Source organism: Paenibacillus apiarius (genome assembly GCF_017052585.1).
In the GTDB taxonomy this organism is placed as follows: Bacteria; Bacillota; Bacilli; order Paenibacillales; family Paenibacillaceae; genus Paenibacillus_B; species Paenibacillus_B apiarius.
The window spans coordinates 5369165-5384883 of record NZ_JAFFHZ010000001.1 but is presented as its reverse complement, the minus strand read 5'-3'; the positions used below and the strand labels follow the sequence as shown (position 1 = coordinate 5384883).

At 38.9% G+C, this 15719-nt stretch carries 11 protein-coding genes; 2 read left to right on the top strand and 9 right to left on the bottom strand.

Annotated features, from left to right (window positions below):
* Positions 1-192 precede the first annotated feature (192 nt).
* Positions 193-948, top strand: a complete 756-nt coding sequence (locus tag JSQ80_RS23865) for an N-acetylmuramoyl-L-alanine amidase (protein ID WP_206096969.1) — start codon at positions 193-195, stop codon at positions 946-948.
* An 18-nt stretch (positions 949-966) separates the two neighbouring features.
* Positions 967-1206 (top strand): transposase, encoded by a 240-nt coding sequence (locus tag JSQ80_RS23860; RefSeq protein WP_206096968.1) that lies wholly within the window; start codon positions 967-969, stop codon positions 1204-1206.
* Between the two features lie 206 nt (positions 1207-1412).
* On the opposite strand, the gene JSQ80_RS23855 is transcribed toward JSQ80_RS23860, so the two are convergent.
* From JSQ80_RS23855 to JSQ80_RS23820, 9 genes are all read right to left on the bottom strand, one after another.
* Entirely contained in the window at positions 1413-2024 is a 612-nt protein-coding gene (locus JSQ80_RS23855; RefSeq protein ID WP_206096967.1) for an ADP-ribosyltransferase, read from the bottom strand.
* Between the two features lie 68 nt (positions 2025-2092).
* On the bottom strand, positions 2093-3352 hold the full coding sequence (locus tag JSQ80_RS23850; protein WP_206096966.1) for an anthrax toxin lethal factor-related metalloendopeptidase: 1260 nt from the start codon (positions 3350-3352) through the stop codon (positions 2093-2095).
* Positions 3353-3492: 140 nt separating this feature from the next.
* Positions 3493-6045, bottom strand: a complete 2553-nt coding sequence (locus JSQ80_RS23845) for a binary toxin-like calcium binding domain-containing protein (protein ID WP_206096965.1) — start codon at positions 6043-6045, stop codon at positions 3493-3495.
* Positions 6046-6109: 64 nt separating this feature from the next.
* Positions 6110-8704 (bottom strand): binary toxin-like calcium binding domain-containing protein, encoded by a 2595-nt coding sequence (locus JSQ80_RS23840; RefSeq protein ID WP_206096964.1) that lies wholly within the window; start codon positions 8702-8704, stop codon positions 6110-6112.
* A gap of 99 nt (positions 8705-8803) precedes the next feature.
* Positions 8804-8965 carry a hypothetical protein gene (locus JSQ80_RS30215; protein ID WP_472850240.1) on the bottom strand — a complete coding sequence of 54 codons (162 nt, stop codon included), beginning with the start codon at positions 8963-8965 and terminating at the stop codon, positions 8804-8806.
* 346 nt (positions 8966-9311) lie between these two features.
* On the bottom strand, positions 9312-11048 hold the full coding sequence (locus JSQ80_RS29850; RefSeq protein WP_206096963.1) for a TULIP family P47-like protein: 1737 nt from the start codon (positions 11046-11048) through the stop codon (positions 9312-9314).
* 23 nt (positions 11049-11071) lie between these two features.
* Positions 11072-12547, bottom strand: coding sequence for a TULIP family P47-like protein (locus JSQ80_RS23830; RefSeq protein WP_206096962.1), 1476 nt, complete (start codon positions 12545-12547; stop codon positions 11072-11074).
* Positions 12548-12659: 112 nt separating this feature from the next.
* Positions 12660-14927 carry a TULIP family P47-like protein gene (locus tag JSQ80_RS23825; protein WP_206096961.1) on the bottom strand — a complete coding sequence of 756 codons (2268 nt, stop codon included), beginning with the start codon at positions 14925-14927 and terminating at the stop codon, positions 12660-12662.
* 22 nt (positions 14928-14949) lie between these two features.
* On the bottom strand, positions 14950-15375 hold the full coding sequence (locus tag JSQ80_RS23820) for a hypothetical protein (RefSeq protein WP_206096960.1): 426 nt from the start codon (positions 15373-15375) through the stop codon (positions 14950-14952).
* Positions 15376-15719: the final 344 nt, after the last annotated feature.

The window sequence follows — 15719 nt, the reverse complement described above, 5'->3', positions numbered from 1 at the left end:
TCCCCCTTCATTTACAACCTAAGCATACCTCTCGCCTTCCAAAAAAAAGCATAGACATTTTCGTTAATGGGTGAAAATATATTTCATCCTTCGGGAATCTCGAAAGGTATATTTTAGGTGTAACTGCAAGGAAGATTTGCAATGAGAAAGGACATCAAAAGATCACACATTGTTACAAAGGGAGAGAGAAACATGGGATATAAAATGATTACTGTCCATGCGGGGCACAACGCATTTGTTCCGGGCGCAACCGGATGCGGCTACAAGGAACATGAAGTCGCCAGAGAATTTGCAGCCATGCTCATAGATGCCTTCAAGCAAGCGGGTCAAGCTGTTGCCTGCACTACGGATGACATGGGGAAAACGCAGAATGAGAACCTGGCCAACATCGTCCGCAATTGTAACAGCTACAATAAAGATGGAAGATTAGACATTTCCTTACATCTTAACGCGGCCGCATCAACGGCTACAGGGGTAGAAGTTCTTTATTACGATCAACAAGCCTTGTCCGCAAGCGTGAGCAAGGCAATCTCTGAGGCGGTTGGAATTAGGGACAGAGGAGCTAAGGAACGGAAAGAGCTTCGGGTGCTTAATTCCACGAACGCCCCGGCCATATTGATAGAACTGGCTTTTATCACGAATCCTGACGATATGCGGAGACTTTTGAATAATAAAGAAAATGTCATATCTGCAATCGTGGAGACAGTAATTGGCCGAGAAGCGCCTGAAGCCTCTGGCAAAAAGAAAATCGTTACAGGCGGATTGAGTGCAGCCGCTATTCATGAGCTCTCTCAGATGTTCCTGGAGAAGAGATTTTGGGCACAGATTCAGTTTTTAAATAATGGCACGTCTTATGCGGTTACAGGAGCGTTAAGCGGCGAGAATTTGGCGCGTGCGGAGACATGGTTCCAAGAACACGGATGGAACTATGAATTGAGAGATGCGTAAATCGGAGAGGAGGAATAGATGAATATGGAGATTACTGAAGTTATGATCGTGGCCGTCATTGTCGGATTAGTAGAAATAGCAAAAGGGCTCGGCCTGCCGATTCGCCTGGCTCCGGTACTGTCCATTATCCTTGGTATCGCGGCAGGCGCTGTCTATCTCGCTCCAGGCGATTTGAAAATGGGTGTCATGTATGGAATTGTCTGTGGCCTCACCTCTTGCGGATTGTACAGCACGGGGAAAAGCGCCTTGAGAAAATAACAATATAGAGTTGAGCCGTAAGCCGGCTGCATCAGCATGCAGCCGGCTTCATCATTTTCATCTTCCGATGTCTCAAATGCCTCTGAAAATTCCACCATCGCGAAGTTATCATTTGCGGTTGCAGCACTTACACCTTCAGGACGCTCAGAAAAATAAAAAGACCCGAGATGTACTCAGGTCTTTACGAGTTCCTGCAAGTGAAGATTCTATTTTATGATTCTAGCTTCAACTTTTAATCTTTGTGATCCGCCATTAACAATCGTCCTTATATTATCAATATAATATTGAGTATTCCTGGGCAATAACATCTCAAGTTGGCCAGGAAAATAGCTAATTGGATCTACATACCCGGCATTCTCCCCTTTAGGAACCTTTAGTTCTATAAGAACGTTTCTTGCCAGAAAATTGTTTCCCAGAACGATTGATGTGCTTAAGTAACCCCGCTCCAATAGAACGGTTCCTTCGAATTGTCCTTTGATCTTCCTGGCCACCTCCTCATTAACTTTATTCCCCTTCATTAAAGTGGTCTGGAATTCTTCTCCGAATATGATTCCATCCGTCCCACGATATACGGTAATGGAATCATGTAAAGTTGTCTTATTTAGCGCTTTGTCCATTAGTTCAATTTTCTTGTCCAAATCAGGATTGGCCCCTAAGTTCCCGTCATTTTCTCTAAGATAACGATTTACAGGACTGGCGTTTTTGGTATATTCCGTAATTTGTTTTTTTTCATTCTCTGTTAATGCGGATTTCCAGCGGGAATATTTTTTCTCTCCCCATTTTTTCGCTTTTACTGTGTCAATACGAAAATCTATCATTTTGCAACTCACCTACTTACACGGCAATTTGGCAGGAAACATGTTCGCATCCAAAATTGCTTGTTATTTTAACTGATAATCAATAATCCTCTATTATATTCCTTTATTTTAGTGTTTATATAATCAACAGCTTTAGGTGCTTCTTTTGTAACAGCATCCTGTTGTTTAGGATCTGTGGAATGCATTGCTTTGAATATTTCCGCAAAAAACTCTTGCGCGTTACGTGCAGCGTAGTCTTGATATGTTATGATGTTCGTAACGTTATTTTTTTCTTCCTCATAAATCCCATTAAATCTAGGGCTATAAGAAGTCCTATTAAATAAGACGATGTCCGCGACATGTCCCATTTCATGTATTAACCCTCTTGCTGGATCTCCGCTCTGATCTATATTTTGAATAAATGTTTCGTGCTTCACTCTTATAAAGACTTTATTCGTATTTTCATCAAATAAACCCCGCGGATTATTTTCTCTTATTTTCACATCTTGAAATACGATAGATTCTAATTCATCAAGAGCATCATTTAGTAACTTTGAAGGTACATGTTTGATTAAAGCATGAATTGCTTCTTTCGCTTGATCGATTGTGTAGGACTCAAATCCCCCTCCAATATTTAACTTGATAAAGCCAGTATCTTTATTTACCATTTTGTTTAATGCTGCTTCCGTCTCTTTTACTTTATTTTCAATCTTCTCTTTTTTGATTAATCTTGCATTTACTTTAATAAGTTCTTTTCCATTTTCTCTAATAACCTTCGGTTTACTAAACATGTTATTCGTGATTTCTATCGCATAATCCGTTGGCAATACCGTTTGTCCATCTTCAAAATGTCCTACATAGGTGCCTTTCGGCAGTTCTAACTCCGCTACATAATATTGTCCTGTTTCTCCCCCGGTAAGTGTTAAATTTCCTGTTTTTAAATCGGTCAAATTCCCATATTTATACTCATTTAAGACAGTTTTAATTTTTCCGCGATCTAACTGTCTATCCCCATTTCCAACCAACATTTGCAATTCATTGGAATATCCTAAATCTTCGGGATCAAAATGGGTATAAATGATTTGTCTTTCCTTTAATAGATTAACGGGTTGTTTAATCATGATGTTCATTTCTTTTATTTGATTTTTTAATTGTTCATCTGTTAGCTCATCAATATTTCCACGAACTTCATTCAATTTTCTATTCATTTCTTTTGATGATCTTTTAAATGCTTCGACTGCTTCTTTCCGATTATCCGGTAATGCTTTTATCCAAGCCGAATAACGCTTCTGACTCCATGCTTCGGCTTTACGTTCATCTTTCTTGAAATTCAAAGGTTTTTTTTCCATCCGTCATTCCACCATATCGTTTTATTAATGTTAGCTGATGTCGGCCATGTATATAATGGGAGGGACAAACCCGCCATAAAGGCGAAGTTTGTCCAGGAAAACCAATTTCGATCTTTCGATTTGAAGCTAAAGACTACATATTACTTTACGGGCGATAACACAAAATATTGATTAGCTTTTGCTTCGTCTAATGTCGCAATTTGAAGTGGTGTTAGATCTGGTTTTACAATGTCGTAAGCCAACACTTTACTTCTATCTGCGGCGCTTACAATGTTATATCCATTGTTTCCTGATTTTTGTAAAAACCAAAGCTGATATCGTACACCCAAATCATTCATAAATATTAATTTCTGATTTCTTCTGTCCCATGTCAGAACTTTCTTTGCCGGTATGTCATAAATGTAAAAGGCTCCCCTATACACATGATAGACCAGCTTAAAGTCTTGTTTGGAATTAACATCCCATTTTTTTATAAATGCTTCATCCTTATAATTGGTAATATATTGTGTTAAATCGGTAGATGCAAAATAAAAATCCTTTTGATCATTGATTTTGGAGAACTCTTTGTTTTCCTCTTTCAATTTATCCCATGCAGTTCCTACCTTTACAATTGAAAAATTATCAATATATACCGTACTATTCGTTGAAATAGTAAGGAAGCTAAAATCTGTTGGAAAATCGAATACTTCGAACATGATCTTTTGCCTTTTGTATCCGTTAGAAATATTGAATTCACGTGTTGTTCCGCCAAATTCAACAGTGGCCTTACCCGTACCGTTTCCTTTAACATCCATGCTAATAAGATATTTAGAATTTGCTTCTAATGTAATATCATCCAAATCGTAGGTCACATTTTTATTCGGATCTATCTTGTAACATCTGCCATTATTTAAACCATTACTTTGGTCGTATGAACCTCCATCCCAGTTTCCATCATCATTATTGAAATCATCCCATACTACCGGGATACTGATTTGAATATTCATTCCCGGCCGGATTGTCATATCGTAAATCGTTTTTATATTTTTATTCCCGTCGAGTTCTTTTTTGATCTTTCTTTCTGTTTTTCTATCATAGATGAAATGGACCAGGTTCGGACTCAGAATACGTGCTTCATCTGTATACTCATCTTTGAAATACCAATTTCCTCCCTCTTTATAGGCCCCTATCGATTTGATCAATGCTTCACCTAACGTAAGTTCCGGTGTGCGGTCATTTGGATTATCAGGATCTTTTGCTGCAATACGGCGCTCCATCATTAGGCCGCCCTTAATATCAATCAGGAGTCCGGTTGTTACACTTTCGATTTGCGGGATATAATTCGCCCACTCATTCTCTTCGATGACTACTTGTCCACCCGCAGGGTCTCTTTTTGCAAACGCCCCTTGAAATTGGGTCGTTTCCAACTTTAATTTTTCCCCATTTTCCAATCTATCCACTAGATTGATATTCATGGAAATAGGAGTAGAACTGAATTGATCTAACGTATTCAAGGCTATCGCATGTAAATGTCTTCTAGGATATGTTTGATCAGGAGGCAAGCTGAAAGCTTCCTGATTCATTTGTCCCGTGATGGTGGCAATCGTCTCTTTCCCTAACACTAAATTTGTGGTGGGAATAAATTTATACACAGGAGCTGTTCCGGTATTGTAATAGCGAATATTCGCATTCACATAGGCTGCCTGCGCAGAGTTTAAACCTAATTGTTCGGACCAGTCCTGTCCTGAAGTCTGTGCAGAGTTAACCGTATGCGTAGACGTATGCGAATAATGGCCGGTAACGGACCCTGAAAACCCTTCAAAGAGAGAAAAACCTGCACTCACATCAATTCCTTCCGTATTGGAAGCACTGGAGCTGGAAGACGTCTCCCGGCTGATTCTTTTTCCTGATGATGAACTAAATTCTTTATTATCGGAAAGAATTAACCTTTCCATCCCCACCGTGATGCTTGGATATGCTGCAACAAGCGGATCCCAAGCCACTTTTTTTATGTTCCGATCTATGCTTCCGCTGGCTTTTTCCAAGTCAGAGTAGGGATCGCCTGCCGTATGGGATTCATTCGGATTGGACACATATTTTTTGTATCCTTGAGCGGCATATTTTTCCTCCCATGGCACAACTAAATGATTAATTACGGTATATCCGTTTATTTCCCACTCATCATAAATTCCGTCATTATCTGTATCTAACAGAGGCTGTTCATCCTCGGTGTTGTCACTGCCTCCGGGGAGATATTCAAAAGAAACCTGTCTGGGAATGGAGAAGTCTTCTGCTGCAATCGTTTGGGTTTCCTGCTGGTTGCATGTATATTTCACTTCAAATTGAAACAAGTCTTCTTGCTTCACATCCGGGTTTCCAAAATAGAGGACAACAAATGTATACTGTTCTCCTTCTGTCAGTGTTACTTCCGTATCCTTTACTTCTTTTCCATTCACAAAAATATGCGTATATGGATTTGAACTGGTTATAAATTGATATACGCCGGTTTGCTTTGGAGTAAAATCGGCAATCCATCGGGCTGATTTTACTTTCTTTTTCAAATCGACTCCTTTTAATTGGCTGGGATCTACCTTAAATCCATTCATTCCACGTCCGATGACAAAAGCCGGTTCATCCAAATTCTCTCCATAGAAAAATTGACCCACCGATTTTAGTATTTGTTGATTTTCCTCGATTCGGCTTGTTTTTTCCATCGTTCTTCTCTCCTTCTTCTGAACTCGTTTTTTCTTATTTCATTTCAAGTTATAGCTTCCTTCATTAAAATGGAGGGGATATCGTAAAATATTGGTTATTTTTTGCTTCATCTAATGTCGCGATTCGAATCGGGATTGTATGATTTACGGCTTCAAGGCCGTATTCAAGCACTTTACTTCTATCTGCAGCGCTTATGATGTTATAGCCTTTATTTCCGGATTTTTGAAAGAACCAGAGCTGGTTAAGCACAGGCGTATTGTCTGCAAAAATTAATTTTTGGCTCCCTCTATCCCATGTCAAAACTTTATTGGAAGAACTAAGAATGTAGAATGCTCCCCTAGGCTTCCGGTATTCTAACCTGAATTTTTGGTCAAACATTGCTGCCGAATCTGCCATAATGGCTTCACCTGCAAAGCTAGTCATATATCTTACTGGATTCGAGGACGTAAAGGAAAAAGTTCGCCCCGCAACCTTTTTGGAATACTCTTCATTTTCCTCTTTCAGTTTGTCCCATGCATTTCCTACCTTTACAATCGAAAAGTTATCGATGTAAGCGCTTCCTGTACTAGTGGTCGAAATTTTGAGTTTATTAAAATCGGCTGGAAAATCAAATACTTCAACTATAACCTTTTGTCTGCGATACCCGTTAGGAATATCGAATTCATTTGTTATTCCACCGAACTCAATTGCAGCCTTACCCGCACCATTTCCTTTCATATCCATGATTACTAGATATTTTGAATTGGCTTTTAAAATAATCCCTTCCTTGTACACTTCTCTATTCGGATCTATCTTGTAACATCTGCCGTTATTCAACCCATTCGTTGAGTCATATGCACCTCCCTTCCAGCTTCCCTCATCGTCCTTAAAATCATCCCATACTAGCGGGACACTGATGTGAATATTCATCCCCGGCCGGATTGTCATATCGTATATATTTTTTATATTCTTGTTCCCTTCCAGTTCCTTTTTAATCTTTTTTTCCGTTTTGCGATTATAAATAAAATGGACCAGGTTCGGACTCAGAATATGCGTGTTATCCGCACGGTCAAAATACCATCTATCCTTTTCTTCGTAAGCCCCTATCGCTCTTTCCAACGCTTGGCCCAATGTAAGCTCCGGTGTAAGGTCATTGGGATTATCAGGGTCTTTTGCCGCAATACGGCGCTCTATCATCGGTCCGCCTGTAATATCTATCAGGATTCCGGTTGTCACGCGCTCAATTTGCGGGATATAATTGGCCCACTCGTTTTCCTCTGTAACGACTTGTCTTCCTGATGGATCTCTTCTTGCAAATGCTCCTTGAAATTGGGTCGTTTCCAATTTCAATTTCTCTCCATTTTCTAGTCTGTCCACTTGATTGATATTCATGGAAATAGGAGTGGAGCTGAACTGATCTAACGTATTTAAGGCAATACCATGTAAATGTCTTTTAGGATATGCTTGATTCGGAGCCAAGCTGAAAGCTTCCTGGTTCTTTTGTCCCGTGATGGTAGCAATCGTCTCTTTCCCTAAAACTAAGTTTGTGGTGGGAATAAATTTATACACAGGAGCTGTTCCGGTATTGTAATAGCGGATATTGGCATTTACATAGGCTGCCTGCGCAGCGTGTAAACCTAATTGTTTGGACCAGTCCTGTCCTGAAGTCTGTGCAGAGTTAACCGTATGCGTAGACGTATGCGAATAACTGCCGGTAACGGATCCTGAGAACCCTTCGAAGAGGGAAAAACCCGCACTCACATCAATCCCTTCCGTATTGGAGGCACTGGAGCTGGAAGATGTCTCCCGGCTGACACTCTTTCCTGACGATGAACTAAATTCTTTATTATCGGACAGAATTAGCCGTTCCATCCCCACCGTGATACTTGGATACGCTGCAACAAGCGGATCCCAAGCCACTTTGTGTATATTGCGATCTATTCTTCCGCTGGCTTTTTCCAAATCAGTGTAGGGGTCCCCTGCCGTATGGGCTTCGTTCGGATTGGACACATATTTTTTGTAGCCCTTTTCTTTGTACTCCTCTTCCTTTTTTCTCCCTTCCTCCGTGGTCGTATCAGGCCAAGGATAGACAACATGATTAATTACGGTATATCCGTTTATTTCCCATTTATCATAAATCCCATCTTCATCCGTATCTATAAGCTTTTCTTCATTTCCTTCCGCTCGAGGTACAATGCCCACGGGAAGACTATCGAAGGAAACTTTTCTGGGCATGGAGAAGTCCTCTGCTGCAATCGCTTGGCTTTCTTGCCGGTTACATGTATATTTCACTTCAAATTGAAACAAGTCTTCTTGCTTCACATCCGGGTGTCCAAAATAGAGGATAACAAATGTATAATGCTCTCCTTCTGTCAATGTTACTTCATTATCCTTTACTTCTTGTCCGTCCACAAAGATATGTGTATACGGGTTTGAACTGGCCATAAACTTATACAGTCCCGTTTGCTTTGGTGTAAAATCGGCAATCCATCGGGCTGATTTTACTTTCTTGTTCAAATCTGCTCCTTCCAACTGGCCAGGATCGATCTTAAACCCATTCAACCCACGCCCGCTGACAAAAGCCGGTTCGTCCAAATTCTCTCCATAGAAAAATTGTCCCACAGACTTTAATACTTGTTGATCTTGTTGATTTTCCGCGGTTCGCCTCGTCTCTTTCATCGTTTTTCCCTCCCTCTCAGTAATTTTTACCTTTTATACATAAAGCAACATCAAGAATTAAATCGGTGCTTACTACCATCAAGTCATATTTGTTTTTATCTAATCTGCTACGTTTCTAAAAATCAGATTTTTTTGATGGGTCGGCGGAACTTCTTGCAAGTACTCTTTTTTAAGAGCTATGACAGCCTTGACTCCTGTGACATTTTCTTCATACATCTTATTTTGATGCGCATCTTGCAAAAGGAATTGGCCATCCTTCAATACCGAACAAGATTTTGAAAAGGCTTGACAGGTAAAATATTCCCCTAATCTTTTCCTTATAAAATCAATCCTCCTTTCTGTTACGATTAAAGTATAGCTTTTGAAATTCCTTAAAAAGGATACATATTTTCATCTATCAATGAAAAAAGTGTAGAGAAACCTAACGAGGGCACTCCGTACTCACCTTCCCGCTTCCCACCACGAATCATATAGCCGGTGTCCGGAACGGTCTTGCCCATTCTTTCTTTCGCGCTGTGTCGTGTGAAAATTTATAATATAAAAATAGCTGTCAAGATTTTCTCGACAGCCTGAGAACTGTATGCAAAAGAACCATTCGAAAGGGCTTTCAAACTTGTATCAATTTAAATTTTTGTGCTTTAATATACGGGCTACTAAAATCATGCTGCTCATTTACTTTAATATTTGTGCCATTGTCAGTGTCAGCCTTATCTACATCCAATACGAAATAAGGGTACTTTTTATTCTTTAAAATATAATAGCCATCTCCTGTATCCTCAAGGAGCCAATAATGCTCATCTTTCCCTTGATTAGGTGTAGCAAATACATTCCTTGAGCCCATGTAGTCATTCCAGGCTAGTACTAGGCTTTCATCGTACATATTTTTAAATTGATACGCCTTTTTCGTTTCATCATTGATAAGTTTCCATTTTTGGTTTAGAGCACCGCCATATTTCCATAAATGAACATCCCCGTTTTTTTGTAAAGACATATCAACGACACTTGAGTCATTTAAAGCAGTTACAATTTTGTAAGTATTGGAATTTCCATTATTCAATTTAATACCTTTTATACAAAAAGCTACATCAAACACACAATCTGCAATCTCTTCTTCATCCATGCCACTCCACTTCACTACTTCACTTCTTAACTCACCAATAGAAGTATTGGTATCAATTTTGATATTTCCTGCAACAGAACCGGAAATTGCGTCAGTGACAAAATGGATAATCACATCCACGATAGGAGCTGCTATTCCTAATATCCATATCCACCATGGAATATGGCGCTCGTAACTTACCTTTGGATTGCTGTCAGCCTTAAATTCAATTTTCTTCGAAGCTTTATTAAAATAAAAAGTATTTTTCGTTTCGACTTCAAATGTTACATACGAGCTTGCCAGTCCCGTAATGTCACAATTTCCCGCTGCTTTCATCCGAAGGCTGTTCCCTTCGACTTGTATTTTTAACTCTGTTAGTACCGGATAATAATCGATTAAACCCCATCGTACCGAACCGCAATTTATATTCCTGCTATTCTTAATGACCCCGCTTGTATTCGATGTGCCTTCAAATGTAAAATGGTTTTTTGTTGTCCCGTTCCCAAATGAATTTGGCAATTCCGGCATAATGATATGCTCCAGAAACAATCGTTCAGACAGCACCAGAAAGCTATCATGATTATTATCCAGGATTGAACCATCAATTCCCTCTGTGAGTCCAGATATGTCCCGATTCGTTACGACAGACAGAACGGACAAAAAACCTTTATCTTTACTGGAAGTCGGAGAATAATAAGAATATTTGTACTTTTTAGGTTGCATCCACGGAATGTCCGGCGATATATTCAGTTGTGCAAATATATAAGATATTTTCTCTTTGTTTGCGATAAACATCTCTGCTAATGTTAACTTTAAAAGGGTGTAAATCATGCTTCCTTCGGCAAATACATGATTTATATCCGGATTAATTACCGTAATTGCTCCTTCCCTTTGATCCCCTTCCTTCTCTCCTTTTACCTGAAAGTTAAACATTAACTTCTGAATAGAGGACTCATTTTTATCATCAAAGAAACCAAGTTGAACTTCGAAGAGAGGGCATATACCGTCTACCATTGTGCGCTGCCCCATAAAGGTCAGTTCCCCCTCTTTCACAAGGGTTTTCATTCGCAAGAGTTTACTTGATCCCCCGGGAACAATCTCCCAATTATCAAAAGTTAAGCTCACAGATGTGTTTTCATCGTCATAGGTAAAGGTTATTTTATTTTCATTCATATACTTCTGTAGTTGCTTATTTATGCCCTCATTCGAATTCACATAAATGATGTCCCAACCGTAAGTATTCACATAAACACCTTCTTTCTACTCTTTCATGCAAACTTCCCGCCTAATTGGAGCGGACCTGCTAACCCGGCATAATCTAATTTAAAAGTTTCACTGGCATTCCAAATAATCTCGGAAGTCGTATTTTCTAAAAAAGGTTCGATGCTCGGGGAAGTATTAATATTCCAGTTTTGAATAATATCAGGGGTTTTAGCTAAAACACCAGTCAATATTAAGATGACAATGGATCCTATCAATAAGGACGCACCTGCTGTAAATATGGCTAAGACAGCCTGCGCTAAAAGTCCTATAATGACTGCTATAACTTCCCATACCCAATTTGAACCTTCTTTTATGACATAATGTGTTACAGTAGGCTGTAGAGCTTCTTCATATGCTATCGTTTGTTCGCCATTTCCGTTTTCCGCCAGTTTTAACTTATACCAATTGATCGTTCTGCAACCTACCACGCCACCTACTCCTATAGAAGTTTCTGTGGCCGCTTCAAGCTTTAATGTGTCATTCACTAAACTTAGGCTCATTTCGGTCATATACGGATCGTATCTTGATCCATTCACTTCTACCCTATCCAACTTAATTTTCCTGTCTTTTTTCAATCTCAATATATATTGGTATTGACCTGCTTCCCCGCTTGCATTGATTACCTCATAGTCATTGATCGTTGAATATTCGAACTTCATTGGTAAAGTTGGCAATAATACATCTAATAAAAATCGTTCTTCTGCAATTAGAAACCCGGCATTCGATGATTCCGGAATGACATAGGCATCCAACTTTTGTTGCTGCTGGATTCCCCCTTTTCTTCCTCCTGTCATACACAATACTCCCAACAAGCTTTTGTCCAGGTCTTCTTCAATATCTGTGTATGCATAATCGACATAAGAAGGCTTGCACCAAGTCCATGGTTCCTCATCGCTAATATACAGATTCAAGTTAACGACGCTAAAAGTGTGGTTGAATGCTTCCAAGTTCAATGCCAACCATTTAGTGATTTGCTGCATAAATAATTCCTTCAAGATCGTCTGGAGATCAATAAACAGACTGCTTTTCAAGCTCCACGGAAAAAATAGACCTTCAACATTTTTGATCGAAATGGCTATCACTACAGGATCATAAATTGGATCAGAGCTTGTTGATTTAATTTTCAAGTCATATAACTGTTCATTCGTTGCCTTATTCGATATATTTTCATGTGGCAGGTAATTAAGCTTAACCTGGACATTCAAATCCGCGGATTGAAAACCAAATTCACCTGTAAATAAATCTTCACTCAGAAATGTCTGAAAATTCCGAACAGGTATATTCATTCGAATGCTATTTCCATCACCGCCGGTAATAATTTTCCATTCTCCAAAATCCCCTTTGAAATTATGAGTTGAATCATTCAGCTCAAAATGTTGTGGACTGCTTTTTTGCTCCCTTATCATGCGGTTAACCTCTGCAATAGGAATGGCAAATACGGTATCCCAATTAAAAGTGCTGGTTGAATGGGTAATCGTCACGTGCATCATCACCTCATTATCTAAAATTTTGATAGTAGGGAACGTCTTGTCCGGCGCTCCCCGCATTTAAGTGTAATTTCTTACAATAGATGTATTGCTTTTGCTCAAATCTTTACTTTTCCTTATTTAGTTTTCCGCCCATTAAATAAATGCCTTGAAGCTGAGCGGTTTCAATTTTAAATTCACTGTTATCGGGCCAGTTTACGGTTCCTACGCAATTCGCAACAAATTCATGGATTGTCGGGAGTAATGAATAATGCTCTTGTTGTGCATTTTGGATAGCTCCAATAATGGCCGTTGGCACCATTCCCCCTACTGCTCCCCCAACAACTCCGCCTATAAGTTTATACTTATTTTTCCATATTTTCGAAAAAAAGCTCTCGGGTTTATTTGCTACTTCATTTATGATTTGCTGAGCACTAATACCTGGCCGAGTGAACAAGGTAATTTCATCAGCTGATTCCTGACTTATTCTTCGGAAGAATGCTGTCCCTGTTTCTCCGGATTCTTGAGCTATTTCCCTCATGGCGATCGCGACACTTGATCCTAGTTCGGCTGACATACGGTTACCGGATTGCCGAAAAGCTTTCCTTACAACGTCTTTTAATTTTGAGAATATCTTTCCGACAGGAATAAAACCTACCAAAATTCCAATAGCGACTCCTGTAACGATTTCAATAATCAAATTCTCATTCTTCTTCCAATCTTCAATCGTAAAGGTCATTAACATGGTAGGATCCGTATTTTCAGTTGGAATCAAGACGTTACTATATTCTTTACCTAATTCATCAACGCCGCTTTTTAAGGTAATGTCAAAGCTTTGCTTATAATTAACATGGCCCATAATTCCTCTTGCCTGTTCCCAATACAGGTCTTCCATCTCTAGAACAAGCTGATTATTGATTATGCCCAGTCTGAATTTACCTTCATCAACATAACCAGGCACGTCATTCCCAGAGTCATTTTCTATTGTGGCAAACTTAATTTTCTCTTTATTCGAGATAACCAATCCATTATCTGTTTTTTCAAATTGTTCTGGCGTACCAATCTGCATTGCAACTAACGCATTTTCAACCCATTTCTCCACAAATAATGGCATATCAATTCCAAAGGCTGACTCGTTATTCACTGCGTGCAATAATCGGGCATCTACGGTGTGCTGTGGAAATTTATTCACATGGTTCTCGACCATCGACATAACGGAAAAGACACTCTTATCCAAATCCGGCTTCTTATTTTCATCCTCGACGCTTGCTACTCCGTAATAAGCGGTCGTCGGCTTCAACCATTGGAAATCTTCGTTTTTTGCAGTTTCTTGTAAAAGAAAGTAGGAAAAAATATTTTCGAATTTATCGATGTTTTCATTTAACCATTCCTTGAACATACTCGTTGCGATACTGTTCAACAACGGACTTGTCAGGTCTTCGGAGTAGTAAGAATCCACAAGAACCACTGGGGGATTCTGATTTTGGTCCCGGTCTGTTTTTACTCTCAATTCGACTTGATTCCCATCATGTAGACCGGTAGGATCTTCAATCGTTTTTTCTGTTGAATTGAAGTATTCTAATTTCACTTGAACTTTCAAGAACGCATCAGAAGAAAAGTCGTAGGTTTTATTGCCGGTTTCATTGGTAAGCGAGCTATTTTGACCAATTTTACAAATAAAATTTACATTTTGCCCGTCTGCTCCTGTAGTCATTTTCCAAGAATCAAATGTTCCTTTCATATTAAACAAAAATCCAAAGTCAAGATCCTCAAACTCATATTTGAAATTCTTAGGATACAGTTCTTTCTCCAGAATGGTTTTATTTACATTTGAGAACGACGTTACATAACCGGTATCCCATCCAGCCAAGGTCAAGTCATTTGACGTACGAACATGGATCCTGTAATTGTTGACATGATTATTTAATAGATTTCTATGTTCTTTAAACCATGAGATAAGCAAATGTTCTAACAGATTAGATGCAACTCGATTCTCTTTATCAAATGGGAAAGAATGATGGATAGAGTATAAGGCATCTTCTTTTTCTGAAAACTTATACATCTCAGTGGAACTGCTTTTATCGATTTCGATTTTCGCGCAAATTTTAATCCAGCTGTTTTTTAAGTCATACTTCGTTTTTTTATTTTCTACCTCCACTTCCAATGTTCCATCTTCTATATAACACTTATAAATAGGATATTGTCCCGTGCCTTCATTCGTTAATTCCCATTTCAGCCAAACTCCACTTACTTTTGCCTTCATGGTCTGCTCATTAATTTCTTGAGAGAAGAAGCTTGGAAAGTTCCTTGCAAGGATGCTTCCTTGATTTTTCACATCATTAACGGTTTGATTCCAATCATAGATTGTAAGGGTATCCAGTTTTCCGGCACTCATATTGATTCCTCCTCTATTTTCCTCATGTAATTGTCAACAGGTACTTTTCATTCCCTATCAAAAGCTCCTTTATTTTCTGATGTAACATTCCTTTTAAAACCAACTTATTCGCCAATTTATTTTCTAAATCAGTGCTTACTACCATCAAGTCATATTTGTTTTTCTCTAATCCACCTACGTTTCTAAAAATTAGGTTTTTTTGATGAGTCGGCAGAACTTCTTGCAAGTACTCTTTTTTAAGAGCTACGACAGCCTTGACTCCTGTGACATTTTCTTCATACATCTTCTTTTGATGCGCATCTTTCAAAAGGAATTGGCCTTCTAAAAAATGAAGTTGAAAGTAAGCATAATTGTAATGGTATTCTTTGTTTATTTTCTTAATCGAAAAAGTGCCATGGAATGAGGTCTGTGCATCATCATAATGATAAGGAAAAATATTCACTTTCATCACATCCTTCAATACCGAACAAGATTTTGAAAAGGCTTGACAGATAAAATCTTTTCCTATTCTTTTCCTTATAAAATCAATCCTCCTTTCAGTTACGATTAAAGTATAGCTTTTGAAATTCCTTAAAAAGCATACATATTTTCATCTATCAATGAAAAAAGTGTAGAGAAACTTAAACCGTAATAACCTTCCGGCTTCCCACTACGAATCATATCGCCAGTGTCCGGAGACGGTCTTGTCCATTCTTTCTTTCGCGCAGTGTCGTGTGAGAATTAATAATACAAAAATAGCTGTCGAGAAAATCTCGACAGCTTGAGAAATGTATGCAGCTTGAGAACTGTATG